This is a genomic window from Bowmanella pacifica, assembly GCF_014645355.1.
Classification (GTDB): Bacteria; Pseudomonadota; Gammaproteobacteria; order Enterobacterales; family Alteromonadaceae; genus Bowmanella; species Bowmanella pacifica.
Genome location: NZ_BMLS01000001.1, coordinates 1,199,068 through 1,223,776 on the forward strand (window position 1 = coordinate 1,199,068; position 24,709 = coordinate 1,223,776).

Here is a 24,709-nt window from a genome sequence, read left to right on the forward strand (position 1 = left end):
CAATCGGGGCAATAGACCCTGACGATTAACGTTCCCTCAGAAAGGATTAACCTTATTGCTGGCCAGACAGGATATTAGCAACAGAGGCGAATTCTGCACGCTCCTGCTCTTCCTGAACGCGCATTTCGTCGGCGTCCATGCTGTCAGCAGTGACCAGGCCTTTTTCGATTTCGCGCAGAGCGACAACGGTAGGCTTGTCATTTTCCCATTCAACTTTGGCGTCTCTGCCTTCAGTGGCCAGTTGGCGCGCACGACGGGCGGCGACCAGCACCAGGTCAAAACGATTGCCAATCTGTTCTACTGCATCTTCTACGGTTACACGGGCCATTAAACACTCCGTCAGGCATGATTCGAAAAAGGTCGCGTAGTTTACCGATATTCGCGACCAATGAAAAGGTTAAAGCTTAAACAATAGGGCTTATTGTTCAGTCTTCTTTCAATAACTCAGCAAACAAGTCCGCATGACGAATGGCTTGCTTGGGTTGTTGTAAACGCTGACTGATGACCAAGGCTTCAATTTCACCCAGTGCGCGATCAAAATCATCGTTCACCACCACATAGTCAAACTCATTGTAGTGAGAGATTTCAGCCCTGGCTTTATTCATACGATCAGCAATGACGGCCTCGCTATCCTGACCACGGGATTGCAGGCGGCGCAACAATTCGGCACGCGACGGCGGCGCAATAAACACCGTAATGGTTTGCGGCATCAGAGCCTTAACTTGGCGGGCGCCCTGCCAGTCGATATCCAGAAACACATCAATGCCGCGCTCCAGAGTGTCAGCAATGGCTTGCTTGGATGTGCCGTAGTAATTACCAAACACCTCGGCCCATTCAAAAAACGCGTCCTGCTTAATCAGTTGTTCAAATTCACTCTTAGCCACAAAATGATAATGCACAGCATCTTGTTCTCCCGGTCTGGGTTGGCGGGTGGTATGAGAAACAGACACTTGCATTGAGCGGTCCTGATGACGTTCAAGCAGCGCCTTGATTAAGCTGGATTTGCCGGCACCGGAGGGGGCGGCAAGAATAAACAGGTTTCCAGAAGCCATGGGCAGATAAAAACTCGTGAGGCTACAAAAAAGCAATGTTAGCATAAGTTTTTGCACCCATATCAAACCAATAACCGCAATAAGCGGACCCCACCGTCAAGGAGTACAAAATGAGTTCGACCCTGCCATACGTAGAAGTTAATCCCAAAGGCAAGGCTGATGCTGTGGTTATCTGGCTGCATGGACTAGGGGACTCAGGCAACGGCTTCGCACCTATCGTGCCAGAACTCAAGCTGCCAGACAGTTTGAATGTTCGTTTTTTGTTTCCTCATGCCCCCGTGCGGGCCGTAACAATAAACAACGGTATGCAAATGCGCGCCTGGTATGACATTAAGTCACTGGATTTCGAAAACCGCGCGGATGTTGACGGTGTTACCGAATCGATGGCCCTGGTCAGGGCATTGGTTGAAGAACAAATCGAAAACGGCATTCCCTCCGAACGCATTCTGTTGGCCGGCTTTTCTCAGGGTGGGGTTATTGCTTACCACCTTGGCCTGCGCTTTGAACATAAACTGGCCGGCATCCTGGCGTTGTCCACCTACATGTGCCAACCAGAAAAACTGGCTGAACAGCGCCATGAAGCTAACCAGAACACCCCAATATTGGTCGCGCACGGACTGTATGACGAAGTGGTGCCCTGCGCCTTAGGCAAGGCAGCATTTAATGCTGTAGAGAGTCTGGGGTACCCGGTCACATGGCGCGATTACCCCATGCAACACAATGTCTGCCTGGAAGAGATCCAAGAGATCGGCCAATGGTTGCAAAAACGCCTGGCAGCATAACTGGTTAGCGCCGCCGCCCTGTCCTACACTGAGTGCCACACCTTTAGTGATAGGACTCAGTCATGCGTTATGCCCTTCTATTAATCCTGGCACTAAGCATCAGTTTTAGTGCCAGGGCACTTATTGAACAAAGCCAGTTCACAAGCAACGTCACCGCCAGACAGCCGGTAGACGACCTCGGTAGTGAAGTATTCGGCAAAACAAACGAAGTAACACAGATTTATTTTTATACCCTGGTCACAGATATGGCCGGTCAGCAACTTACCCACAAATGGTTGCATGAGGGTGAGCTGATGGCCGAAGTGACCCTGAATATTGGCAGCGATTATTGGCGAACCTGGTCAAGTAAGCGCTTGCTACCATCCTGGAATGGAAACTGGCAAGTGCAGGTTTGGCAGGGCGAAACCTTACTGACCAGCAAGGACTTTGTGTTTACTTTGGCGCAGCCGGATTACTAGTTCTGCAGCAAACTGGACAGCATTGATCCGCATCAGTGCCAAAGCTGCGACGCCAATGCTATCATCAGGCCATTGAGTAGATGGCGCCAAGGCGTCCGTGTAGTAAAGGCAGATCATGACATCCAGAGTTATTCGCATCGCAACCCGTAAAAGTGCCTTGGCCATGTGGCAGGCAGAGTTTGTTCAGGCTGCACTCCAGCAAGCGCATCCCGGTCTGCAGGTTGAACTGCTGCCGATGACCACCCAGGGCGATGTCATTTTAGATACGCCACTGGCAAAGATTGGCGGCAAAGGCTTGTTTATCAAAGAACTGGAAGTGGCCATGCAGGAAGGCAGAGCCGATATTGCCGTGCATTCCATGAAAGATGTACCGGTGGAATTCCCTGACGGTTTCGGACTACACGCCATCTGTGAACGCGAAAATCCCTTCGATGCGTTTGTATCTAATCACATCAGCCACCTGGATGCCTTGCCACACGGCGCCATTGTAGGTACATCAAGCCTGCGTCGGCAGTGTCAGTTAAAGGCGCGCCGCCCCGATATTCAGGTTCGCGATCTGCGGGGCAATGTTAATACCCGCCTGGCCAAACTGGATGCCGGTGACTATGACGCCATTATTCTGGCCTGTGCCGGTTTAATCCGCCTGGGCATGGAAGACCGTATACGTCATCGTATTGATGCCGCTCAGTCACTACCCGCCGTGGGACAAGGTGCCGTTGGCATTGAATGTCGCAATGATGACAGCGAGCTGATAGCCCTGCTGGCGCCCCTGAACCATGCTGATACCGCCACCCGGGTGCAGGCCGAGCGCGCTATGAATGCTACGTTGCAGGGGGGATGCCAGGTGCCCATTGGCAGTTTTGCCGAACTAGATGGCGACCAACTCTGGTTGCGTGGTTTAGTCGGGGCAGTGGATGGCTCAAAGATTATTCAGGGAGAAGTGCGCGGCATGCGCCAGGATGCCGAAAAGCTGGGCAATACCCTGGCTGAAAGCTTACTGACGCGTGGGGCACGTGAAATATTACAGGCGCTATATCAACACTCATGAAGAAATTTTTACTGCTGCGACCGGAAGGAAAATGTCAGGTCAGCACTAAGGTACTAAACCAGGCCGGGTTGCCCACAGTCGGCTATCCGCTGATGGCTATCACTCCTGATGAGCAAGGGCTCTCAACCTTTGCTGACACCTTGATGGCTCTCCCGGCCCAAAGCAAAGTGATATTTACCAGTACCTCGGCGGCGGAACTGGCCGTGCAAAGCATGCAAAAACAAGCTTGGCCAAGCCAGCTAAGCTATTTTGCGGTTGGCCAGGCAACCGCCAGCCGGCTACAGGATATCGGTGTACAAGCGCAATACCCGGAGCAGGAAGATTCTGAGGGACTGCTGGATTTAGCCGAACTTAAGCTGGTGAACAGCCAGAGCGTATTATTGGTTAAGGGCAAAGGCGGCCGCGAGTTGATTAGCCAAACGCTTACCGAACGTGGTGCCGACGTCCACCCATTGATTATTTATCAGCGCCAGATCGTGGCTAAGCCGACACCAACCGACACTTGGCAAACCGGCGAAATACAATGCATTATGGCTACCAGTGGTGAACTGCTGGAGGCAGCGTTTGCTACCCTGGACAATGACTGGCTGCGCCATACTCCCTGGATTCTTATCAACGCCAGGCTACTAGACAAAGCCAAAGGGCTGGGTATCCAGCAAGTCATTCTTAGTCACAATGCCTCGGATGCGGCGCTGATTAAAGCCGCCAGACAGTTTATGGAGCAAAATGCCATGGCCGACGCCCCGGTAGAACAAACAGAAACCACAAGCGAGCCCGTCACTAAGGCCCATCAAGCAGACAAGGTTGCCGCGAAAACACGGGGCAATGGCGTGTTGTGGCTGCTCACCTTGGTTAACTTCCTGTTGGTGGTCGGCATTGCTGGCGGCGGTTATTGGTGGTGGCAGCAACAACAAGCACTCACTCAGCAACAGCAATCACAGTGGCAGGACATCCAGCAAAGAGTAAACAGCCAGGAACAAACGCTGGTTAACAAACTGGATAGTGCCTTGCAAGCATCAGCACAGCAGCGTCAGCAAAGCCTGCAAGCCAGTCAGGAAAAATTGCAATTAGTTGAACAGCAAGTGCAGAGCAATCTCCAGGCCCTGCGTGATATGAATGGCAGACGCCCCAGCGACTGGTTACTGGCCGAGGCCGACTATCTGGTGCGTATGGCCGGTCGCAAACTGTGGCTGGAACAAGACGTGAATACTGCCTTACTGCTGTTGGCTGATGCAGACCAGCGTCTGGCCGATTTAGCTGACCCTAGCTTGTTGCCCATCAGACAATTGCTGGCCAATGATATGCAAAGTGTACGACAACTGGACACCCAGACCCCCACCAAAGTCAGCCTTGAACTAGGTGCCTTAATGGCAGGTCTCGACACCCTGCCGATGGATATGGTGGTGTTACCTGAAAGCAGCGATGAAGACCCAACCAATCAGGCACTAAGTGAGAATGTCAGCGACTGGCAAGCCAATCTTAAACGCAGCTGGCGTGCGCTGGTAGATGATTTTATTACCGTGCGTAGACGCAACGGGGAAACCAAGCCGCTATTAAGCGACAAGCAGCAATGGTTGGTCAGGGAACAGCTACGTCACTATTTAATGCTGGCCCAGCAAGCCGTGTTCAACAACGACAATGCCAACTATCGCCAGTCATTGGAACAAGCCCAGTCGTTGTTAACTTTTTATTACGCCATGCAAGACAGTCGAGTCAGTGCTTTTGCGAATAACCTGCACAGCTTACTGCAAACCGATATAGCAGTGCAGCTACCAGGGCGCTTGCAGGCAGCACAGCCGCTTGAGCAAATACTGGCTGAGCGGGTCGCCGGCGCATTTAAGGATAGCCAATCATGATTCGTATGGCGCTGCTGGTCAGCATTCTGCTTATCGGTCTGATTGCCGGCCCAATGTTGGTGGGGCAAAAAGGCTATGTGTTGATCGCACTGGATAACTGGACCATTGAAATGACAGTTATCTCGCTGGGATTAATGATACTGGCCGCCATCGTCGGTTTTTTATTACTGGAGTGGCTGGTTAAACGCCTGCTGACGTTGTTAACCGGCTCGCGCCGCTGGCTGGGCGGCTGGGGGGAGAGAAAGCGCCAGAAAGCCTTCACCCGCGGTTTGGTGGCATTGGAAGAAGCCAATTATCAGGAAGCGGAAAAGCAACTTAGCAAGGTGGATAGCGCCGCCTTTAACGGTTTGGATCTGCTGGCGTCTGCCCAAGCGGCTGCTAAGCGCAAGCAATGGGACAAGGCCCGCACTTTATGGGAACAAGCGCGCCAATATCCGGCGGCAGAGCTGGCCGCCACCCTGCATCTAGTTAAGCTGGAAATACAGCAGCAGCAGCCGCACGTTGCTTTAGGCTTGCTGGAAGCCTTGTCTGAAAAACATCAACAGCACCCAAGAGTTGCCCTGTTGTGGGCCAAAGCTCTGGCCCATGCAGGCCGTTGGCATGAGCTGCAGGACAGGCTAAAAGGCTGGAAAAAGACCCTGGGACTGGAAAAATACGACTTCTGGATGCGCCAGGCGGCGCAGGGCGTGTTCGCCGAAATTGCCAGTAAAGAAGGGGCTAACCAGCTGAAACAGAACTGGCAGGGGCTGCCAAGGGCTAAACGACAGGATCCGGCACACCAGGCGGCTTATGCCGAACAGTTGATGGAGCAGGGCATGCATCAGGACGCCGAACAAGTGTTAGTGGAAGGGCAAAAGCATGGCCCCCATCCCCTTTTATTGCCACTGTTCAAAAAGCTGCGTAGCAGTAACCCACTCGCCGCTATGCGTAAACTGGAAGAGTGGCTGAAACGGGATGAGCAAAATGCCGACCTACTCTCTGCCCTCGGCCATCTTGCCAAACAAGGTAACGATTTACCCCTGGCTGAAAAGGCGCTCACTAAGGCACTGAGCCTGCGCTCCAATCAGGATGACTTACTGGCCCTGGCTGAAATTAAAGAAGCTCAACAGGACAACAGTCAGGCATTGGCCTTGTACAAACAGAGTTTACAGGCCGGGAGCTAACTTCCCGGCAAGTTCTGCAGCTTTATGCTGTCATTGGAGTGACAGTAAAGAAAGGCCTTAGTCCTGTACTAAGGCCGAACTTATTGTGTAGCAGAGCGCTCCAACAAGACTCGCCTTACCCACTGATGCAAAGCGCTGTGATGCAATCTGTGATGCCAATACAAATACACCTTCATAGGTTCGATGTTGAAGGGCAAGGGCAGAATTTTGATAGGGTAACGGGTAGCCAGATACTGAGCAAAACTCTCCGGCAAGGTAAAAATCAGCGGCGAGCCTTTGAGCAAAGGCGGAATCTGGCTAAAGGTCGGTAGCCTCAGGGTTACATTTCTGGCCTGACGAATATTTGCCAGCGCCGAGTCCACCCTGCCAATCAGGTTCTCGGCCACATTAAACACCCCATGTTTATGTGACAGATAGGTCACAAGATCGAAGTTCTGTGAGTTTAACCTGCTGTTTTCCTCCACTACCGCAACAAAAGTATCGGTTCTCAGCACCTGTCGATGCAGGCCGCTGCGACTGTTATCCAGCGGCGTAATGGCAAAATCCAGTTCCGCCGAAATTAACCGGTCGCAAGAGTCTGGACTTTGCGGTCGGAATGACAACACCAGGTTAGGGGCCTGCATCTGCATATCGCGAATATTATCGGCCAGTAACAATACATCCATATCGGTACTGGCGATACGAATGGTTTGTGTAGCACTGGCAGCTGAGAATCCCTGCGAGCGGCCTAATTGTTTAATCGCGGGGAGTAATTCATTGAGCTGCAACTCTATCTCCATCGCCTTAGGTGTCAGCTGATAGTCATTGCCGGCACGCACCAGTAAGTCATCGTTAAACTGACTGCGCAGTTTGGCCAGAATCCGACTCATGGCAGATTGGCTGAGATTACATTTCTGCGCCGCCCTGCTGACATGCTTTTCTCTTAGCAGTGCATTAAGAGCGGGTAGCAAGTTAAGGTCTATCATGCCCAACCTATCAATTATTTGCATATCACCTATACAGATTATGCATTGGAAGCATGAAGATGTCTGCTCTAAAATACAGGCTCGGAGGAATTCATGCAGAGATCATCATCTAAGTCCTTCAGCTGGGTAATCCTGCTGCTGGCATCTATCACAGCCGTTACTCCCCTGGCCATCGATATGTACTTACCGGCCTTTGGTGACATCGCCCAAACCTTTGACACTGACATATCCCTGGTTCAGGTATCTTTGAGTACCTATCTGGCCGGTTTTGCCTTCTCTATGCTGATATGCGGCCCCATCGCCGATATTGTCGGGCGACGCCCTCTGGCTATCTGGGGCTTAAGCGGTTTTGTGGCGGCCAGTATCGGCTTATGTTTCAGCAGTAGCCTGGAAATGTTCTGGCTGTTACGCACTGTGCAGGCCCTGGCAGGCGGTGCAGCCGCCGTGGTGGTACCAGGTATCGTCCGCCACCTTTATGGCAACAACACTGCCAAGGGGATGTCGTATGTATCCATGATTATGATGATCGCGCCTTTGCTGGCCCCCAGTATCGGCAGCCTGATTATGCATTGGTTTGACTGGCGGGCTATTTTCGCGGTGCTGGCCTTCTACGCCTTTGTGCTGTTATTACCCTCAGTGAAATGGCTACCGGAAGTGGGAACCCGTCAACGTAATGGTTCCTGGGGTAAGTTGTTCTTTGCCAGTTATCTGGAGGTGCTGAGTAACCGCCAGGCACAGCCCTACATTGCTACCTCAATGTTTGCCTCCTTTGCATTCTTTTCCTATCTGACAGCCGTTCCTGTGGTGTATATGGAAGTATTTGGGGTATCAAAAGAAATGTTCGGCATCTTGTTTGCCACCAATGTCATTGCCTTGATTGCCTGTAACTTTATTAACAGTCGCTTTGTTGGTCGTGTCGGGGCCAAACGTATGCTGACCGGTGCCCTTTGCCTGGCAGGGATATCTGCCATTTCCTTGGTAACCGTCAATGTGCTGGGACTGGGGTTATACGCTACCGTGGCCAGCATTGTGCCGCTGATGGCTGGGCTGAGCCTCACCGCGGTCAACTCCGACGCGTTGATTCTGATTGCTTTCCCACATCATACCGGCACGGCAACGGCAGTGATTGGCACCCTGCGCTTTGGCAGTGGCGCCTTAACCGGGCCGCTGTTGGCCATGTTCCATACCGGTACCGCGTTGCCCTTTGCACTGCTGATGCTGGGTGCGGTTATCGCGGCTATTTTCGTTAATGCCCTGACTTTAATTCATCAGCGTCGCCAGGAAAGACTCCAGACCAGCCTGGCTGCTGAGTAACGTCTACCCACGCCAAAATTCTGTCATTCCTTTTAGGTACGAAACTTGCTCCTACAAAACTGGAGTGAGAACCACATAAGGAATCATCATGAAAGCATTGGTCACGGCATTAGCGCTGCTGCCCTCATTGGTCTATGCGCAAGACCAAAGCGACAAAGAGTTTGTCGGTAAGGTTAACAACCTTCGCATTGCCAAAAGCGGCAGCGTGCTGCTGGGCGTCAAGCAAGACGAGGAAGATCCCATTGTCTGTCGGGAAGGTGATTGGCCAATAGGCTTTGACCTTAGCGAGACATACGGCCAAAACTGGCTGGACTTCCTAATGTTAGCCAGAAACACCAACCAGACAGTACGTTTGGGTTACACACCCGCCCATGGCGAGCTTTGCCAGTTGCAATATGTCGCGGCCATGCAGGGCGATGGGTTTGGCGACATCGGAGACGAGGGCGACAAACTGGTGGAAACCGGCGCCTTGGGTAACGTTGCACTGATCAACTCAAATGGGCTTACAGAAAACAGCTATAAGGCCAGCGGTCACTATAGCGCAGATGTGGCCGCGGCTGCCTTTGACGGTCACACCTTCTATGAGCAAATCAACGACGATGCCGGCGAGCGTATCAACCGCGGTTTATGGCTGATAAAAAGAGACGCCGACACACCCAACTGGTTACAAGTGGACTTTGGCCAGAAGGTTAAAATTGCCGGATTGCGCATAGTGCTTAATCAGAAGTCCACCGACTTAGGTCGTGGCCCGCGGGATATTACCCTGCAGGTGTCCAACGACGGTGACAGCTTCGCTGACCATCAGTCTTTCCGCCTATCACGGGTAGCGGATCAAACCGGCAGTCTGGAGTCTGCCGTGGCGGCTCGCTACTTCCGGCTAAAAGTGCACAACAATTACGGTGATGCCAGTTTCATCGAAATTGATGAACTGGAGCTGTTCCAGAAGCAGTGACAAAGCGACGACTGTTGACTATAGCGGATAGATGTCACGTTGAAAGAGGGTGGTGAGCTGCAAGGCCACCAGCCCACACTTGCCAATGAAACCGCTTTGCCTGTTGTGCTTTTTCAGCGGCCGGGTATTTGCCCGGCCCGCTATCCTGGTTGCCTATCACCACTCTGTGCGCTGCAAGTATTGTGCATGGTAGCGCTTCAGGGATGGTTCTGGACTTTCTGCAACCACTGCTGACCCAATAGGGTATTGAATCGTTGCCTGCCTCCCGCCAACCAAGCCACTAAGTAGCCTGCAGACTGACCACGCAATTTCGTCCCTGCGCTTTCGCCGCATAGAGCAGTTCATCGGCTTTGCTGCAAAGTGCGGTAAAATCCTGCTCAGAGGGATTTGAGGTCAACACCCCAAAGCTGGAGGTAATATGGATAGTGGTACCGTTCTCCAACTCCAGGGCAGCGCCGGCAACCTTGGCCCGCAAATTTTCTGCAATACGCAAACCCGATTCATAGCCGGTGTTCGGTAGCATGACCATAAACTCTTCTCCGCCCACCCTAGCCACCACATCGCTGCTACGTACATGAGAACGGAATATCTCCGCAACCTGCGTCAGGACCCTGTCGCCGGTTTCATGACCGTAGGTGTCATTAATATTCTTGAAGTAATCAATATCCGCCAGGATAAGGGTAAAGGAAGCTTGTCCGGCTTGGGCTAATGCGTCGCCAACAATTTTACCAGTTTGCTCCCCATCCCACTCGGCTTGTTCATGCTTACCCGCACCTTGAGAGCGCTCTGTTTTCCAGAAATCCGCCACTCTGGCCAGATTGCCTGCCAGCTGTCTGGACATCAGCAGCCGGCCTTCTTTACTGAAATTTCTGTGGTACCACTCGGTCAGATACCGCCGGTTGTATAGCCCGGTCAAGGTGTCGGTTCTGGCCAGACGCCCCCACTTAACCCTGGAACGGTATATCCATAACGATACCAGCAATAAACTGACCACTCCCAAGGATAACCACACCATAGCTTGTGCCATATTAGATACTGTGTGCTGAGCTTCTTCAATTTCCATACGCTGCAGAACATTTTTCCAATTCAGATTATGGTTTTCATACTCCAGTCGCTCCAAGTCAAACAAGACCTGCTGCCTTGTCATATCCTGCAGGTGTTCCTGGCTGTTTAACCGCACATATTGCTGATGATAAGTTCTGAAGTTCTCAAATGCCTTTTGATAATCTCCCTGCTCCGCATAGACCTCGGCGGCCAATTTAATTAGCTCTACTTGGGTACGGTAATTTGACGCGGCATTGACAATATCCGGGAGCGTCTTATCCAGGTAGGTAATTAGCTCAGGTAAGGCATTTCTGTCTAATAAACTGCGGGCTTTTAGCAACTGAAATTTGGCAATATAAAAAGGCAGTTTTTCCCTGTGCTGAAGCTCTTCGGCCGATTGCATATGCTGCTGCATTAAATGTTGTTGTCCAAGCTCCTGATAAAGACCGGCCAACAATAGATTTATTCGAAAACGATAGCGCCCATCTCCCAACACCCTGGCTAATTTCAGGGCAGACTGATAAGCAACAATGGCCTGCTCTTTTTGCAGCTGCTTTTCATGCAGTTCGGCAATATCCAGTTGCGCCAGCATTTGACTAAACGACATCTTGCGCGTTTCGAAAAAGCGCTGCGCTTCTTGCAACATAATCTGGGAGCGCTCAAAGCCATTAAGTTTCAGTAACAGCTGACCTAAGGCAAAAGCGGCCCTGCCAGTAACATCATCATGTCCCGAGGCTTCCGCCGCCTCTAACGAAGACATCAGAGCGGCGTAAGAGCTCTTTAACGCTCCCTGATTATTCAAATGAATACCCTTGGTTAACAGGGCCTCGGCTTCCACCAATAAGTCACCATTGGCTTGGGCCACTTTTAAAATGTCATCAAGCTGTCTGGCGGCATCTTCGGATTGGCCCGTATACAAAAGGGCCTGAATCACTTTAAGGTTAAGTTGCAAGGCTTCAGAGCTGTCTTTAGCCGCTATGGCCAAACCTTGCTCTGCGGCTGCCTGACTTTTGGAATAATCCTGCAATAAGAAGCTGATAGTGGCTTTAGCCAGATAATAGCGAACCAACAGTCCTTCGGGTTGATTGACCACCAACTGCTCTTCTTCCATTTGCGCCAATTCCGCATTGGCTTTCTCAGGCAAGGCATAAACTAATTTTTCTACGCCGGACAGGCGGCTTTCAAACCCCAGATGGGGATTGGCCATGGCATATACGTGTAATGAACAACATAGCCATAAAGAAAATAACGTGGCAGCTCTCATAGGTGATATTCAATCCAAAACCAGGATACTTTTATTAGAGAATTATTTAAGCCCGGCGAAGGGGGTATATATATTACATCAACATCAGACAGGAATGGATTATTATCAATACAAGAATTTTACCCGCTTAAAATATTCCTTATGGGTTTACGAAATATTCTTTTTTAATCATAACGTTATTGAATTAGTCAAAAAATAGTAATTGCGCTAATTAAATATAAAAACAGAGACTCGGTGATTAAATGCAATTTAGCGGATCTCTTGAACCATAAAAAAACCCGGCAAATAAGCCGGGTTTTTTAACGGTTAAAGCTATGGAAGCTTTAAGCGGTTTTTTGTCGGGTAAGGAACAGCCATTACTGGCTGCCCCTCCCCTAAGAACCGTGCATGCGAGTTTCCCCGCACACGGCTCAAGCCTTTATAAGTCAGTACCTAGATGCTGACCGACGACTAATTGACCAATTTCGGACTCTTGTCCTCTTCAACCTCCACAAGGGAGCGTTTAAAGAGAACATAGAAGCCAAAAACCACAGCCAATAACATCAACTGACTAACAATCAGTGGTGCCATAGTTTGTACTAGCTCCTACTAGTTCCAACTCGAAAAGTACATTTCCGTGAATATCCCTACCAGTAAGACCATCCATCTCCCCCACAAAATCAGTTGGAATGCTAATCGTATAGATTTCATCCACATCAATTCTGTAAAGCAGATTGTTACTAGTCGTTATGATGAGCTCATCTCCATTGATGTGCCCAATCATCACCCCATCCTTTAGGACTGTGTAAGTATTGCCTTCCTTGAACATATTACCCCCATAACTAGCCTTCTGAAATGGATGAGCAAAAGTCAGCCGAATCAGATTCTAGGTATAGTCTAAGGATGGCCTAGTCACTATGCACTTCTTGGATAGTGAACGAGAAATTGTCTTTGCGGCGCCTAATAGTCATGCCCTCTAGGGAGTAACCCGCAGAAAAAGCATCGCTATCCAAATCTAGAGCGGGATCAATATCATGATACCCGACCCATATACGATTTTGGATTGTACCCGCTTCCTTCTGCCCAGCCTTAACAAAGTACTTTTTTCTTTTGTCCACTAATTCCATGTTTCACCCCTGTTTTTGTTTCAACCTAACACGTGCAACTGCCTATGACAATTGGGATGCAACAACACCAGATTGCTCAGTTTGTCGCTGCCACCTTTCACCCTTTCGACAATATGATGGATATTCCATCCTGTTTCCTTGGTGATCAGGTAGTGACACATAACACAGCGTTTCCGCTGCCTGAGCCAAAGCGTTAGCAACTTGTTCCTACCGTGCATTGAGTCTTTCCAAGCTCGCTCTAGGCGCTGCTCAAAGTATTCCTCGAATTCGGGCAGGTACGGATTTGCCTCCGCTTTCATCTTAATATGTCGCTTAATCGGCGTATCCATGGTGTAAGTCAGACGGGAAAAATTACCTTTTCCCAACTCACCGGAAAACACCCAGTTGCGGTTGCCCATCGACTTAAAGTACTTGCCTTTAATCCAACGGTAGCCACGGTTTTTATGCCGTCGTCTGCACCACTTCCAGAGCATCGTCCACATCCGGTAGTCCACATAGTTAAAGGTCTCTTTAGCTACCACATGACGATGATAATTAGCCCAGCCCTTTAATATAGGGTTGAGCATCATTATCAGGTTGCCAGCTGTAGCTGTTTTGTTACCTGTCACTATGCCCTTTAACTTACCCAGCACATTGCGTAGGTTTTTACGGCTTGGCTTAATTAAAAGCTTGCCGTTGTAGCTGCGCAAATTCTGACCAAGAAAGTCAAAGCCCTCAGAAACGTGGGTGATCAATGTTTTCTCCTGCGACAATTTTAACCCTCGCTCAGCCATAAAGACTTCAACGAGCGGTTTGACTTGCTCTTCCAGTAACTCTCTCGAGATTCCTGTGATGATAAAGTCATCCGCATATCGCACGTAGTTAACCTTTGTCTTGTAGCTGGCTTTGGTGTTTTTCTTCCCAAACTGAGATTCAAGCACCGTTTCCAAGCCATCAAGCGCCATATTGGCTAGCACTGGAGATATGATCCCGCCTTGCGGCGTCCCCGCCTCCGTTGGGTATAAGCCACCGGATTCCATAAATCCTGCCTTCAGCCATTTTCTGAGCACTTGTTTATCCAACGGAATGTTGGCAAGTAACCAGTCATGGCTGATGTTGTCGAAGCACCCTTTAATATCGCCCTCCAAAATCCATTTGGCTGAACTCTTCCTGCTGATATTCACAAAGCATTGCTCTATGGCATCAGCGGTTGAACGCATTGGGCGAAACCCATAGCTGTTGCGGTCGGCGGTGGTTTCCGACACAGGCTCTAGTGCTAACAGGTATAACGCCTGCATGGCCCTGTCGAGCATGGTTGGTATCCCCAAAGGACGGCGTTTGCCGTTGGCCTTGGGAATGTAAACTCGCCTCAGCGGTTTGGGCTTATAGCCCTTCCGCTTCATCCGCACTATGGCATTCCATTTACTTTCAGGGGTGCCCCACAACTCCCCATCGACACCGGGCGTTGCTTTGCCACGATTTTCCGTTACCCGTTTAACCGCCAATGCCTTGGCAGCAAACGAGCGCACCAACATACGTTGCAAGGCTTTCACCTTGCGCCACTGTTGCTGCTTAGTCGCCTTCGCGATCCGCACCTGTAGCCCTCGCACCTGCCGCTGAACCAAATACCAGTTGATGGTATGCCAGCCTGTTGGCGGGTGGGAGAATGCAGGTACTGACATTGTCGTACACATCTTGCTTTCCTCCTTTACCGAAATGGAGAAAAGCCCACCCCGAAAGGGGATAGCTAATCCCCATTGGGTTGGTTTTAAGATGGCTTTACAAGCCTTAACACGATTAAAGACCAGTCTGAATTTTGCACCCTTTCGGGTCAGGGCAAAGTTTGAACCCCTATCCAAACCATTACAGTCCGGCATTCGCTTGGTCAGACATCCTTTACCCGCTTATCCAACAGCGCTCCTTACAGATCGCCTGCCTGTGTTACTGTTATCAGCAATCAGGCGAATAATCGGGCTTACCGAGTTCCGTTGCAGTTACACGAACAACTTAGGTTCTGTCTATCTACCGGTGGTCATAAGACGGCGTAATCCCAGATGTAAAAGGATTAACCGACCACATACCTTTTGGTCAGAGCGTAACAACAATATTTCGCTCATTGCGGTTGACGGTATTTATCAACAGTTCACTTACGTTAACCAGTATTGCCCAGCCTAGCCCCCCAGCCAGCGTATTGTTCGCTAGCTACACCCATCCTCACGGATTAAAGGCACCGCTTACGCAGAGGTACATTGTCAGGAAGCTTCGCACCATGCCGTTGCCAGCATCGCACTATCCCTAGGCTACTGTTAGCCGTATAACAGGTCTCACTAGCCTTTTGCTAAAGCAGAAGGTTGAGACAATAACTACAACAGCTTACGCCGGAGATCGCTCCAGCAGCTGAACTAACCGTATGGTCTTGTCGAGTACGACAAGCAGAAATGAGCATCCTCGAAGGTCAAAATTGCCGGCAGGCCAAGGCCGCCGTTCTTTTTCCCTTTCGCACAAAAGACTAAGCTTCTAGATACTTACGTGTTGAAGGCAGCGTGAACACGCGCCTGTTTTCTTTAAGCTGATCGACAATAACGATCAGGCGAACATTCCAAAAGGAATGCCGTTGATCGGATTGTGCGATCCGACCAACGGATTTCGACTACTAGTTTTGCAGGTGGGTAGTAGATACCAATCAAGTTAGTACCTACTATGGACATAGCCTGCTAGGTTAGCGACCTACGCGACTCTCGTCGCACTACATCATACCGCCCATGCCACCCATACCGCCCATATCAGGCATAGCAGGTGCATCTTCTTTAGGCAGCTCAGCTACCATGGCTTCGGTCGTGATCATCAGGCTGGCAACAGACGCTGCGAATTGCAGCGCACTGCGGGTTACCTTAGTTGGATCCAGGATACCCATCTCCAGCATGTCACCGTAAGTGTCATTACCGGCGTTGTAACCGAAGTTACCTTCACCACCTTTCACTTTGTTCACTACAACAGAAGCTTCGGCACCGGCGTTGGTAGAAATTTGACGCAGAGGTGCTTCCATGGCGCGCAGGGCCAGCTTGATACCATGAGTCTGGTCTTCGTTGTCGCCCGTCAGTTCGCCCACTTTGGCAGCGGCACGTACCAGAGCAACACCACCACCAGGTACCACGCCTTCTTCAACAGCAGCACGAGTAGCGTGCAGCGCGTCTTCAACACGGGCTTTCTTCTCTTTCATTTCGACTTCGGTGGCAGCACCGACTTTGATTACCGCAACACCGCCAGCCAGTTTGGCCAGACGCTCTTGCAGCTTCTCTTTGTCGTAGTCAGAGGTAGACTCTTCAACCTGGGCACGGATTTGACCACAGCGAGCTTCGATAGCTGCTTGCTCACCGGCACCATCAACGATAGTGGTGTTGTCTTTGTTGATAACTACACGCTTAGCAGTACCCAGATCTTCCAGACTGGCTTTTTCCAGATCCAGACCAATCTCTTCAGAGATTACTGTACCACCAGTCAGTACGGCGATGTCTTGCAGCATGGCTTTACGACGGTCACCGAAACCAGGGGCCTTAACCGCAGCCACTTTCACGATACCGCGCATGTTGTTCACAACCAAAGTCGCCAGGGCTTCGCCTTCTACGTCTTCTGCAATGATCAGCAGCGGCTTGGAAGACTTGGCTACACCTTCCAGAACGGGCAGCAGTTCACGAATGTTGGATACTTTTTTGTCAACCAGCAGGATGAAAGGGCTGTCCAGCTCAACAGTACCGGTTTCGGCTTTGTTGATGAAGTAAGGAGACAGGTAACCACGGTCGAACTGCATACCTTCAACCACGTCCAGCTCGTTATGCAGCGCCTGACCTTCTTCTACGGTGATAACACCCTCTTTGCCCACTTTGTCCATGGCATCGGCAATGATCTTACCGATTTCTTCGTCAGAGTTAGCAGAGATAGTACCTACCTGGGCAATAGCTTTGCCGTCGGCACAAGGTACAGACAGGGCTTTAAGCTCTTCAACGGCTACGGCAACGGCTTTGTCGATACCGCGCTTCAGATCCATAGGGTTCATGCCCGCAGCAACAGACTTCAGACCTTCGGTTACGATGGCCTGGGCCAGTACGGTAGCAGTAGTCGTACCGTCACCCGCTTCGTCATTGGCTTTGGAAGCAACTTCCTTAACCATTTGCGCGCCCATGTTCTCGAACTTGTCTTCCAGCTCGATTTCTTTGGCTACGGAAACACCATCTTTAGTGATGGTAGGTGCACCGAAAGACTTTTCCAGTACTACGTTACGGCCTTTAGGACCCAGGGTAACTTTAACGGCATTGGCCAGAATATTTACGCCTTTGAGCATCTTTGTGCGGGCGTCATCACCAAAACGAACTTCTTTAGCTGCCATGTGTTTATTCCTCTAAATTCAGTTAATTCAAATGTCGATTAGGCTTCAACTACAGCCAGGATGTCGCTCTCACTCATGATCAGCACTTCCTCACCGTCGACTTTTTGGGTCTTCACGCCATAACCGTCGTTGAAAATCACGATATCGCCAACTTTAACGTCCAACGCTTTAACATCACCGTTATCCAGGATGCGGCCATTACCCACAGCAACGACTTCGCCACGGGTTGATTTTTCGGCAGCAGAACCAGTCAGAACGATGCCTCCAGCAGACTTGCTTTCTTGCTCTTGGCGCTTAACGATAACGCGATCGTGTAAAGGACGGATTTTCATGCTCAAATCTCCTGAAAATTTCCAATCAAGGATGTTAAGTCCCGATTTCTCGGGGAAATTGTAACGAGCCGGTACATTCCAGCTCGTCTAAAACTTGTCTGCCAGCCTATTTGGGGGGCCGCCTAATCAATCTCAAGAGCAAAACATAAAAAATTGTGAATTTTTTTGTATTAACGCACAGTAATCAGCCTAACCATTTAACTTGCGTGAAGGTTCTTATGTCAGCGAGCTTGCAAAGTGCCAGGCTATTTTTGCGCCTAATGCAGCCCGAGGATGCGCCGGCCATCTTCGCCTATCGCCAGTTACCTGAGGTTACCCGTTTTCAGGGCTGGGTACCTGTCAATGAACAGGAAGTGGCCGATTATGCCCGCCAGTTACAAAGCCAACCAGACAGCCTGACGACGCTCTGGCAGCAATGGGTTTTTATCGCGGTTCAAACGAACGAAGTCCTGGGTGACCTCGCCTTCAAGTTGGACGAAAGCAGACAACAAGCAGAACTGGGAGTTGCCCTGGCACCCAAGCACCAGGGAAAAGGTTTTGCCACCGAGGCACTCAGACAACTGATAAGTTACCTTTTTCGGGAATTAAGGCTACACCGCATCCATGTCTCCATTGATCCGCTCAATCACAGATCCATCGCCCTGTTTGACCGCCTGGGATTTCGCCGGGAAGGCCTGCTTAAACAGTCACTCTGGTTTAAGCAGCAGTGGTGTGATGATTTATTAATGGCTGTTCTGGCTGAGGAATGGCAAGCCTAGAGACAAAGAAGGCGGGTTACCCCGCCTTGCTCAAAATACGATGGACTTGCCACGGCCACTGGTTTCCGACGCGGCCTCTAGAACCCCCGAACTGTTTCGACTGATCACCTGCAAATCACCAAAGCGCTGATTATTCAGACTGTACCCCATGCTGGTGAGCTTGGCCTGCACTTCGTCACTCAAGCCGGTATGGTGACGAATCACATCTTTTGGCAGCAACTGATGATGCACTCTGGGCGCATCCACCAACTGCTGTGCAGACATATCGTACAGTACCCTATTGAGAATTGACTGAAATACCGAGCTAATAATAGTTGTACCGCCAGGCGAGCCAGTCACCATTTCAACCTTGTCGCCTTTAAGTAGGATGGTGGGTGTCATGGATGACAACATACGTTTTTGCGGCGCAATTTCGTTCGCTTCCTTCCCTACCGCACCAAAGAAATTAGGCACACCGGGTTTGGCACTGAAATCATCCATTTCATTGTTCAGCAAAAAGCCAGCCCCTTCGACCACCACGCCACTGCCAAAACTCAGGTTAATGGTCGTGGTGGTAGAGACGGCATTCCCCCACTTATCCACCACCGAATAGTGGGTGGTATCTTCGCTTTCCTTTAAACCGGGTTTTACTTCTTCAGTAACAGAGATAGCGGCAGGGTTTACCTGTTTAGCGCGCTTGGCGATATAGGCATCTGCCAGTAAGGGCGCTATAGGCACCTGATAAAAATCCGGATCGCCCATATACTCAGCCCGGTCGGCAAACCCCAGCTTGGCAAGTTCAGCCAACAAGTGAATATATTGCGCCGAGTTATGCCCCAAGCCTTTAAACTGCTCGGCCAGTACCGCTTGCATCTTAAGCATTTGCACTAATACCAGACCACCAGAGCTGGGAGGCGGCGCAGATAACACCTGATAGCCTTGCCAGTCAGCACTGATAGGCTGTCGCCATACCGCCTGGTACTTGGCCATATCTTGCATATTGATCAAACCACCCCGTTGGCGCATAAAGTCCACCAACAGTTGCGCGGTTTTACCCTGATAAAAGTCCTTGGGTCCTTCACTAGCGATACGCTTAAGGGTGGCTGCCAATTCCGGCTGTTTGAATAATTTGTCTGACTGCATGCCAGCAAAATACTGATCAAAGTTTCTGCCGTGGCGCGCTTCTTTTACCTTTTTGACATAGTTTTGGGTGTAACGAACCAATTTCTCATGCGGTAAAAAGCCCTGCTCGGCTAAGCGTATCGCCGGTGCCAGCAATTCTTGCCAAGGCTTGCTGCCATATTTTTGATGGGCTTCCCACATGCCCATGACTGAGCCTGGTACACCAGAAGCCAGAATACCGTATAGGGGCTTTTCGGTGACGACATTGCCCTGTTCATCCAGGTACATATCTTTGTGCGCACGCAAAGGGGCCTTTTCACGATAGTCGACAAAGTCTGTTTTGCCATCCTGGCGGATCAGCATAAAGCCCCCACCACCTATATTCCCGGCTTCGGGCAAGGTAACAGCTAACACAAAACCTGCCGTCACTGCAGCATCGACGGCATTACCGCCACTATTTAAGACGGCTGCCGCAGCATCCGCGCTGTAGCTGTCCGGCATAGCAACAGCGGCTTGCTCATTGGCCTGTACGGCAACACCGAAACAAACCAACAACAGGAGGAAAAATTGACGCACTAGGGGACTCCTCTTATATACCAAACCGCTAACTTAGCGAGGTGGGATAGGCTTGTCCAGGCAAGTGGTCGGGGGATATGGGCGGTTTAGCGGCTTAACGGGGTAACCTGGGATCTTTTCCTTTGTCATCCCGACGTACTTCAAATTCCCCTTCGAAAACATCACCTTGCCCATCGCCGCTTGAGCGAGACTGATAATAGTAGCCAGAAGCTTGCACCGATGGGCTGGCTACCACCATACGTTTCATCAGCCAGCGGGCGATAAAAGGGCGACTGATAGGCATCACCAATAACAAACCCAGTGCATCGGTCACAAACCCAGGCGTGAGCAGCAAGACACCGGCAATAGCCAACATCAAGCCTTCGAGCATTTCCTGACCAGGCGACAGACCCGCCGCCATTTTTTGACGCGCCTGCATAAGCGTCGTCACACCTTGCTGGCGAACCAAAGCGGCCCCCACGGCGGCGGTCAGTATGACCAAGCCAATGGTTGACCAACCACCAATTTGTTCACCCACTTCGATCAGTACGGCAATTTCCACAATGGGCATCAACACAAAAAGCAAAAACAAGAGTTTTCCCACGGGGCATCCTCAATAGGTCAAAGTGGTATTATAGTTTGGGCGCAAGGCAGCAAATACAAGATCGCCCGGCCTGGACAATCACAGCATACACCCGCCTTAGCTGGGTAATAACCGGTGAAATAAGGGGCAGGCGGGGTTGGATGAAACAGGTATATCAATGTTACAAAGTGTAATAATGAAAGTCTTCCATCTTTTGCAGGGTCTTTATGTCTGAATTTTGTCTGGTACTTTGCACCTGCCCTGACATGGACAGCGCCAGGCGAATTGCTCAGTGTGCCGTTGAGCAACGCCTGGCAGCCTGTGTCAATATCATTCCCGGCTTGGAATCGGTATATCAATGGCAAGGCAAAGTGCAAACCGATAACGAAGTGCAACTGGTGTCGAAAACATACAAGCCTAAGCTGGAAGCACTCTATACACTGGTGTCAGGACTGCATCCCTATGACGAGCCTGAGTGGCTGGTTTTAGATATTACTGGTGGCAGTCCCACCTATTTGGATTGGATTAAAAGTAGTACGACATGATTAAGACATTTTTGCATAGTATTTGGTTGATTCTGATATTGGGATTTACCCCCACTGCAAATGCGCAAGATCCACTTACCGATCTGTTTGCTGACCAACCCACCTTCTTACCTGTAGATGAAGCCTTCAAGTTCGATTTTCATCAGGAGGGCAATGAACTGGTTTTGAGTTGGCAGATTGCCGATGACTATTACCTGTATAAAAAACAGTTTAAGACCGTTGTTAAAGATGCCACCTTAGGTGAACCCCAGTTTCCTCCTTCAGATCAAAAAGAAGATGAGTATTTTGGCTTATCGGAGGTATTTCACCATCAGGTAGACATTCGCTATCCCATCCTTCAGGCCGATAAAGACGCGGTGGTTAAAATAAGCTTCCAGGGCTGTGCCGACGCAGGTTTGTGCTACCCAGCCACAGTCAAAGTAGTCTACCTTGAAGCCGTAACCGGCGACAGCCAGGGCACATCAGCTCAAGAAAATCGTTCCGAGCAGTTTGAGCTGGCCGACCTGCTATCCAGCGATCAGAGTCTGGCCATCACCCTGGCGCTCTTTGTTTTACTGGGCGCCGGTCTGGCATTAACCCCTTGTGTGTTCCCTATGTACCCCATTTTGTCCGGTATTATTCTCGGCCAGGGCAAACAAGTGCGCACCTCTAAGGCCTTCAGTCTGAGCTTTGTCTATGTGCAAGGTATGGCCATTACCTATTCAATCCTGGGCTTAATTGTAGCCTCAGCAGGGGTGCAGTTTCAGGCTGCACTGCAACATCCGGCTATTCTGATTACCCTGATTGTGGTGTTTGTGTTACTCGCCCTGGTGATGTTTGGCCTGTGGGAGCTACAACTCCCCTCAGCGTGGCAGGAAAAGCTTAACAACCTGAGTAATCAACAAAAAGGCGGCAACTATTTCGGTGTCTTCCTGATGGGTGCCATATCCGGCTTGGTCGCTTCTCCCTGCACCACTGCACCTTTGACCGGTATATTATTATTTGTAGCCCAAAGTGGCGACCTGGTACTCGGCTTCAGCGCCCTATACGCGCTGAGCATAGGTATGGGTATTCCGCTCATCTTGTTTGGCATCACTGGGGGTAAACTGCTGCCCAAGGCTGGCAACTGGATGAATGTCGTGAAAGTGACCTTCGGCTTTATGATGCTGGCCGTGGCGCTACTGTTTATAGAACGCATGACGGAGAACCTGTGGACCAATCTGGCCTGGGCAGTGTTGGGCCTGGCAACCTTCAGTTATTGGCAAGTTATGAACCAGAATACCCCCACCAGCTTCTTCAAAGGGTTAAGGGGTTTGCTGATTTTCCTGGGTCTGTTTGCTTCCGCATTTTATGCTTACCAAAGCCTGGGATTAAAGACCCCAACAGCCTCCATTCAAAGTGACACCGCCTCGACCCATGGCGTTGATTTTGTCAGGGTAAAAGATTTGCAGGATTTTCAGGTCAAACTGGCCGACGCCAATGCACAGGGCAAGTCCGTAATGATTGACTTATACGCTGACTGGTGTGTTGCCTGTAAGGAATTTGAGAAATACACCTTCCCGGACCCGGCGGTGCAAAAGGCCCTTGGCAATACGGTATTAATGCAGATTGACCTGACCGACAATACCCCTCAAAGCCTGGCATTTCAGGAAGAGTTTCATGTGTTGGGACTGCCCACCATATTGTTCTTTGATACTCAGGGACAAGAAGTCGCCAACGGCAGAGTCACCGGCTTTATGAAAGCGGATGCTTTTGCCGCCCACCTGGGCAGATTGCCTCTTTAACCTACCCTACAGGCTGGTTCATCACCAGCCTGTATTCCATACCCGCCTAAATAACAACCACAAATAAGCTATAACCATTTAATTAGTCAATTTGATATACAAATGCTTTAATGGATGCTGGGAAAGCCAGGTAAGGCGAAAATCAGTTGCACGTCTGTCCTGGTTGTTGCCGCTCAGTCAAAGATACGCGGCATATAAAACAGCGGATTCTTCCGCATAGCATCAGGAGAGCGCAATGAAGTCAGTATATAAAACCTTACTACCACTGACGGTATTATTAGGAGCCACGGGTATGAGTCACCTTGCCTCGGCCCACGGCTATATGCAGGTCCCTAAGGCCAGGCAGGTATTTTGTGAAGAGCAGGGTGGCTACTGGTGGCCTCAGGACGGGTCAAATATTCCTAACGCAGCCTGTCGTGCTGCTTATCTGCAAACCGGTTCCTTCCAGTTTGTGCAGGCCATCGAGTTCTCGGTCAATGTGGCTGACTACTATAACCAAGCCGCAGTGGAAGCCGCCGTTCCCAATGGCAGTTTGTGCAGTGCCGGCGACCCGCAAAAACAGGGCATCAATGTGCCGTCCACGCATTGGCAACGCAGTCAGGTGGTACCCAATGCCAATAATGAGCTGAATGTACGCTTTTATGCCAGCACCCCTCATAATCCCAGCTTCTGGAAGTTTTATCTCAGCAAACCCAGCTATGACGGCGCTACCCAGGCGTTAAACTGGGCCGATCTGGATCATATTCAGGATGTAGGCAATGTCAGTGTAATTCTGGCACCTGATGGTAAGCGCTACTACGATATGACGGTTTCCATCCCAGCCAATCGCAGCGGAGACGCCATTCTTTATACCAGATGGCAGCGTGAAGATGTGGCCGGTGAGGGTTTCTACAACTGCAGCGACATCACCATAGTGCGAGACGGCACCCCACCCGCACAATGGCATGCGGTAAGTTACTTCGTCCGTCAGGGCCAGGATGCCAATCCCGGCGATACCATATGGGCCAGACTTTTTGACGCTAACGGTCAGGAGTTAATCAGCGAATTGCTGCCCGTTACCAGTCAGAATAGCCAGAGTTGGCAGGCAGATCTGGCGTCGACGCTGAATATGAACCATGGTCTGGACATACAGATAGGGGTACAAGGTCAAAACGGGGCGATTCAGTTTGATAACCAGAACCTGCTGAGTAACCAGGTTTTCGCCGCACAATCTTCCTATAGCTTTGCCTTGAGTATTCAGCCGCCCCAGGGAAACACAGCCCCGGTGGTGCATTCGCCGGGTAACTTACAGTTAGCCGAAGGGCAAAGTACGACGGTCAGTGTACATGCCTATGACGATCAGCAGGATCCACTGACTTTCACCTGGCAGGTTCCGACGCCACTGAGCTACACGGGTTCCGACGCAAATATCACCTTAAGTGCCGGGCAGGTTAACCAGGATAGCACAGTGACTGTCGGTCTCGTTGTCTCGGATGGCCAGCTCAGCACTAACGTCAGCTTTGATGTGACAGTGCAAGACAGCACGACTACCGTGCCAGCCTGGCAAGCCAGCGATGTCTATGTAAAGGATGACCTTGTCAGCTATCAGGGGGTTATCTATCGGGCAAAATGGTGGACACAGGGCGAGCAGCCCGGCAGTGCGGATGTGTGGGAAAGCCAGCCTTAGGAGGCGTAATATATTTCCCCTTTACAGAAACAGGTCAGG

The 24,709-nt window shown here is 50.6% G+C and carries 21 protein-coding genes; 11 read left to right on the top strand and 10 right to left on the bottom strand.

Annotated features, from left to right (window positions below; genetic code table 11):
• Positions 1-52: 52 nt before the first annotated feature.
• Both rpoZ and gmk read right to left on the bottom strand, forming a co-directional pair.
• Positions 53-328: a DNA-directed RNA polymerase subunit omega gene (rpoZ, locus tag IEX02_RS04970; protein WP_188691093.1), complete on the bottom strand. Its 276-nt coding sequence runs from the start codon at positions 326-328 to the stop codon at positions 53-55.
• A 97-nt stretch (positions 329-425) separates the two neighbouring features.
• Positions 426-1,058 carry a guanylate kinase gene (gene gmk, locus IEX02_RS04975; RefSeq protein ID WP_188691836.1) on the bottom strand — a complete coding sequence of 211 codons (633 nt, stop codon included), beginning with the start codon at positions 1,056-1,058 and terminating at the stop codon, positions 426-428.
• 104 nt (positions 1,059-1,162) lie between these two features.
• Here gmk and IEX02_RS04980 point away from each other — a divergent pair, with 104 nt between their 5' ends.
• The 5 genes from IEX02_RS04980 to IEX02_RS05000 all read left to right on the top strand — a co-directional run bounded on the left by IEX02_RS04980 (position 1,163) and on the right by IEX02_RS05000 (position 6,359).
• On the top strand, positions 1,163-1,834 hold the full coding sequence (locus tag IEX02_RS04980; protein WP_188691095.1) for an alpha/beta hydrolase: 672 nt from the start codon (positions 1,163-1,165) through the stop codon (positions 1,832-1,834).
• 62 nt (positions 1,835-1,896) lie between these two features.
• A complete protein-coding gene (locus IEX02_RS04985; RefSeq protein WP_188691097.1) occupies positions 1,897-2,292 on the top strand; it encodes a DUF2914 domain-containing protein in 396 nt (131 codons plus the stop codon).
• Between the two features lie 115 nt (positions 2,293-2,407).
• Positions 2,408-3,340, top strand: coding sequence for a hydroxymethylbilane synthase (gene hemC, locus IEX02_RS04990; protein ID WP_188691101.1), 933 nt, complete (start codon positions 2,408-2,410; stop codon positions 3,338-3,340).
• The gene (locus tag IEX02_RS04995; protein ID WP_188691103.1) at positions 3,337-5,196 is read left to right on the top strand and encodes a uroporphyrinogen-III C-methyltransferase; all 1,860 of its coding nucleotides are present in this window, start codon (positions 3,337-3,339) and stop codon (positions 5,194-5,196) included. The genes hemC and IEX02_RS04995 overlap by 4 nt, the downstream gene beginning before the upstream one ends.
• Positions 5,193-6,359, top strand: a complete 1,167-nt coding sequence (locus tag IEX02_RS05000; protein WP_188691106.1) for a heme biosynthesis HemY N-terminal domain-containing protein — start codon at positions 5,193-5,195, stop codon at positions 6,357-6,359. Before IEX02_RS04995 ends, IEX02_RS05000 begins: the two co-directional genes overlap by 4 nt.
• A gap of 80 nt (positions 6,360-6,439) precedes the next feature.
• On the opposite strand, the gene IEX02_RS05005 is transcribed toward IEX02_RS05000, so the two are convergent.
• On the bottom strand, positions 6,440-7,348 hold the full coding sequence (locus tag IEX02_RS05005; RefSeq protein WP_188691109.1) for a LysR family transcriptional regulator: 909 nt from the start codon (positions 7,346-7,348) through the stop codon (positions 6,440-6,442).
• Positions 7,349-7,417: 69 nt separating this feature from the next.
• Here IEX02_RS05005 and IEX02_RS05010 point away from each other — a divergent pair, with 69 nt between their 5' ends.
• Together IEX02_RS05010 and IEX02_RS05015 are read left to right on the top strand one after the other, a co-directional pair.
• Positions 7,418-8,638: a multidrug effflux MFS transporter gene (locus IEX02_RS05010; protein ID WP_188691111.1), complete on the top strand. Its 1,221-nt coding sequence runs from the start codon at positions 7,418-7,420 to the stop codon at positions 8,636-8,638.
• 88 nt (positions 8,639-8,726) lie between these two features.
• Positions 8,727-9,590, top strand: coding sequence for a discoidin domain-containing protein (locus IEX02_RS05015; protein WP_188691115.1), 864 nt, complete (start codon positions 8,727-8,729; stop codon positions 9,588-9,590).
• 280 nt (positions 9,591-9,870) lie between these two features.
• Here the strand turns inward: IEX02_RS05015 and IEX02_RS05020 are convergent, their stop codons facing one another.
• The 5 genes from IEX02_RS05020 to IEX02_RS05040 all read right to left on the bottom strand — a co-directional run bounded on the left by IEX02_RS05020 (position 9,871) and on the right by IEX02_RS05040 (position 17,699).
• A complete protein-coding gene (locus IEX02_RS05020; RefSeq protein WP_188691118.1) occupies positions 9,871-11,841 on the bottom strand; it encodes a GGDEF domain-containing protein in 1,971 nt (656 codons plus the stop codon).
• Between the two features lie 944 nt (positions 11,842-12,785).
• Complete coding sequence (locus IEX02_RS05025) at positions 12,786-13,004, bottom strand: hypothetical protein (RefSeq protein ID WP_188691120.1); 219 nt, start codon at positions 13,002-13,004, stop codon at positions 12,786-12,788.
• A gap of 20 nt (positions 13,005-13,024) precedes the next feature.
• Positions 13,025-14,677, bottom strand: coding sequence for a group II intron reverse transcriptase/maturase (gene ltrA, locus IEX02_RS05030; protein ID WP_188691123.1), 1,653 nt, complete (start codon positions 14,675-14,677; stop codon positions 13,025-13,027).
• A 1,052-nt stretch (positions 14,678-15,729) separates the two neighbouring features.
• Complete coding sequence (gene groL / locus IEX02_RS05035; RefSeq protein WP_188691126.1) at positions 15,730-17,367, bottom strand: chaperonin GroEL; 1,638 nt, start codon at positions 17,365-17,367, stop codon at positions 15,730-15,732.
• Between the two features lie 38 nt (positions 17,368-17,405).
• Positions 17,406-17,699: a co-chaperone GroES gene (locus IEX02_RS05040; RefSeq protein ID WP_188691129.1), complete on the bottom strand. Its 294-nt coding sequence runs from the start codon at positions 17,697-17,699 to the stop codon at positions 17,406-17,408.
• Between the two features lie 218 nt (positions 17,700-17,917).
• Here IEX02_RS05040 and IEX02_RS05045 point away from each other — a divergent pair, with 218 nt between their 5' ends.
• The gene (locus IEX02_RS05045) at positions 17,918-18,457 is read left to right on the top strand and encodes a GNAT family N-acetyltransferase (protein WP_188691131.1); all 540 of its coding nucleotides are present in this window, start codon (positions 17,918-17,920) and stop codon (positions 18,455-18,457) included.
• A 30-nt stretch (positions 18,458-18,487) separates the two neighbouring features.
• Here IEX02_RS05045 and ggt read toward each other — a convergent pair whose 3' ends face one another.
• Entirely contained in the window at positions 18,488-20,134 is a 1,647-nt protein-coding gene (ggt, locus tag IEX02_RS05050; RefSeq protein WP_229702060.1) for a gamma-glutamyltransferase, read from the bottom strand.
• A gap of 94 nt (positions 20,135-20,228) precedes the next feature.
• Positions 20,229-20,684, bottom strand: a complete 456-nt coding sequence (locus IEX02_RS05055; protein WP_373284961.1) for an FxsA family protein — start codon at positions 20,682-20,684, stop codon at positions 20,229-20,231.
• A gap of 239 nt (positions 20,685-20,923) precedes the next feature.
• Here IEX02_RS05055 and cutA point away from each other — a divergent pair, with 239 nt between their 5' ends.
• The 3 genes from cutA (at position 20,924) to IEX02_RS05070 (ending at position 24,670) form a co-directional block, all read left to right on the top strand.
• Positions 20,924-21,241: a divalent-cation tolerance protein CutA gene (cutA, locus tag IEX02_RS05060; protein ID WP_188691137.1), complete on the top strand. Its 318-nt coding sequence runs from the start codon at positions 20,924-20,926 to the stop codon at positions 21,239-21,241.
• Positions 21,238-23,004, top strand: a complete 1,767-nt coding sequence (locus IEX02_RS05065) for a protein-disulfide reductase DsbD (RefSeq protein WP_188691140.1) — start codon at positions 21,238-21,240, stop codon at positions 23,002-23,004. The genes cutA and IEX02_RS05065 overlap by 4 nt, the downstream gene beginning before the upstream one ends.
• 235 nt (positions 23,005-23,239) lie before the next feature.
• Entirely contained in the window at positions 23,240-24,670 is a 1,431-nt protein-coding gene (locus tag IEX02_RS05070; RefSeq protein ID WP_188691142.1) for a lytic polysaccharide monooxygenase, read from the top strand.
• The last annotated feature ends 39 nt before the right edge of the window (positions 24,671-24,709 follow it).

Bases quoted from the DNA above. Each gene is read 5' to 3' on its own strand.
- IEX02_RS05020 (WP_188691118.1), bottom strand. From the start codon at position 11,841: ATGGCCAATCCCCATCTGGGGTTTGAAAGCCGCCTGTCCGGCGTAGAA.
- groL (WP_188691126.1), bottom strand. From the start codon at position 17,367: ATGGCAGCTAAAGAAGTTCGTTTTGGTGATGACGCCCGCACAAAGATG.
- IEX02_RS05025 (WP_188691120.1), bottom strand. From the start codon at position 13,004: ATGGAATTAGTGGACAAAAGAAAAAAGTACTTTGTTAAGGCTGGGCAG.
- IEX02_RS04995 (WP_188691103.1), top strand. From the start codon at position 3,337: ATGAAGAAATTTTTACTGCTGCGACCGGAAGGAAAATGTCAGGTCAGC.
- IEX02_RS04980 (WP_188691095.1), top strand. From the start codon at position 1,163: ATGAGTTCGACCCTGCCATACGTAGAAGTTAATCCCAAAGGCAAGGCT.
- IEX02_RS05015 (WP_188691115.1), top strand. From the start codon at position 8,727: ATGAAAGCATTGGTCACGGCATTAGCGCTGCTGCCCTCATTGGTCTAT.
- hemC (WP_188691101.1), top strand. From the start codon at position 2,408: ATGACATCCAGAGTTATTCGCATCGCAACCCGTAAAAGTGCCTTGGCC.
- IEX02_RS05070 (WP_188691142.1), top strand. From the start codon at position 23,240: ATGAAGTCAGTATATAAAACCTTACTACCACTGACGGTATTATTAGGA.
- rpoZ (WP_188691093.1), bottom strand. From the start codon at position 328: ATGGCCCGTGTAACCGTAGAAGATGCAGTAGAACAGATTGGCAATCGT.
- IEX02_RS05010 (WP_188691111.1), top strand. From the start codon at position 7,418: ATGCAGAGATCATCATCTAAGTCCTTCAGCTGGGTAATCCTGCTGCTG.
- IEX02_RS05045 (WP_188691131.1), top strand. From the start codon at position 17,918: ATGTCAGCGAGCTTGCAAAGTGCCAGGCTATTTTTGCGCCTAATGCAG.
- cutA (WP_188691137.1), top strand. From the start codon at position 20,924: ATGTCTGAATTTTGTCTGGTACTTTGCACCTGCCCTGACATGGACAGC.
- IEX02_RS05065 (WP_188691140.1), top strand. From the start codon at position 21,238: ATGATTAAGACATTTTTGCATAGTATTTGGTTGATTCTGATATTGGGA.
- IEX02_RS05000 (WP_188691106.1), top strand. From the start codon at position 5,193: ATGATTCGTATGGCGCTGCTGGTCAGCATTCTGCTTATCGGTCTGATT.
- IEX02_RS04985 (WP_188691097.1), top strand. From the start codon at position 1,897: ATGCGTTATGCCCTTCTATTAATCCTGGCACTAAGCATCAGTTTTAGT.
- IEX02_RS05005 (WP_188691109.1), bottom strand. From the start codon at position 7,348: ATGCAAATAATTGATAGGTTGGGCATGATAGACCTTAACTTGCTACCC.
- IEX02_RS05055 (WP_373284961.1), bottom strand. From the start codon at position 20,684: ATGCCCATTGTGGAAATTGCCGTACTGATCGAAGTGGGTGAACAAATT.
- IEX02_RS05040 (WP_188691129.1), bottom strand. From the start codon at position 17,699: ATGAAAATCCGTCCTTTACACGATCGCGTTATCGTTAAGCGCCAAGAG.
- ltrA (WP_188691123.1), bottom strand. From the start codon at position 14,677: ATGTGTACGACAATGTCAGTACCTGCATTCTCCCACCCGCCAACAGGC.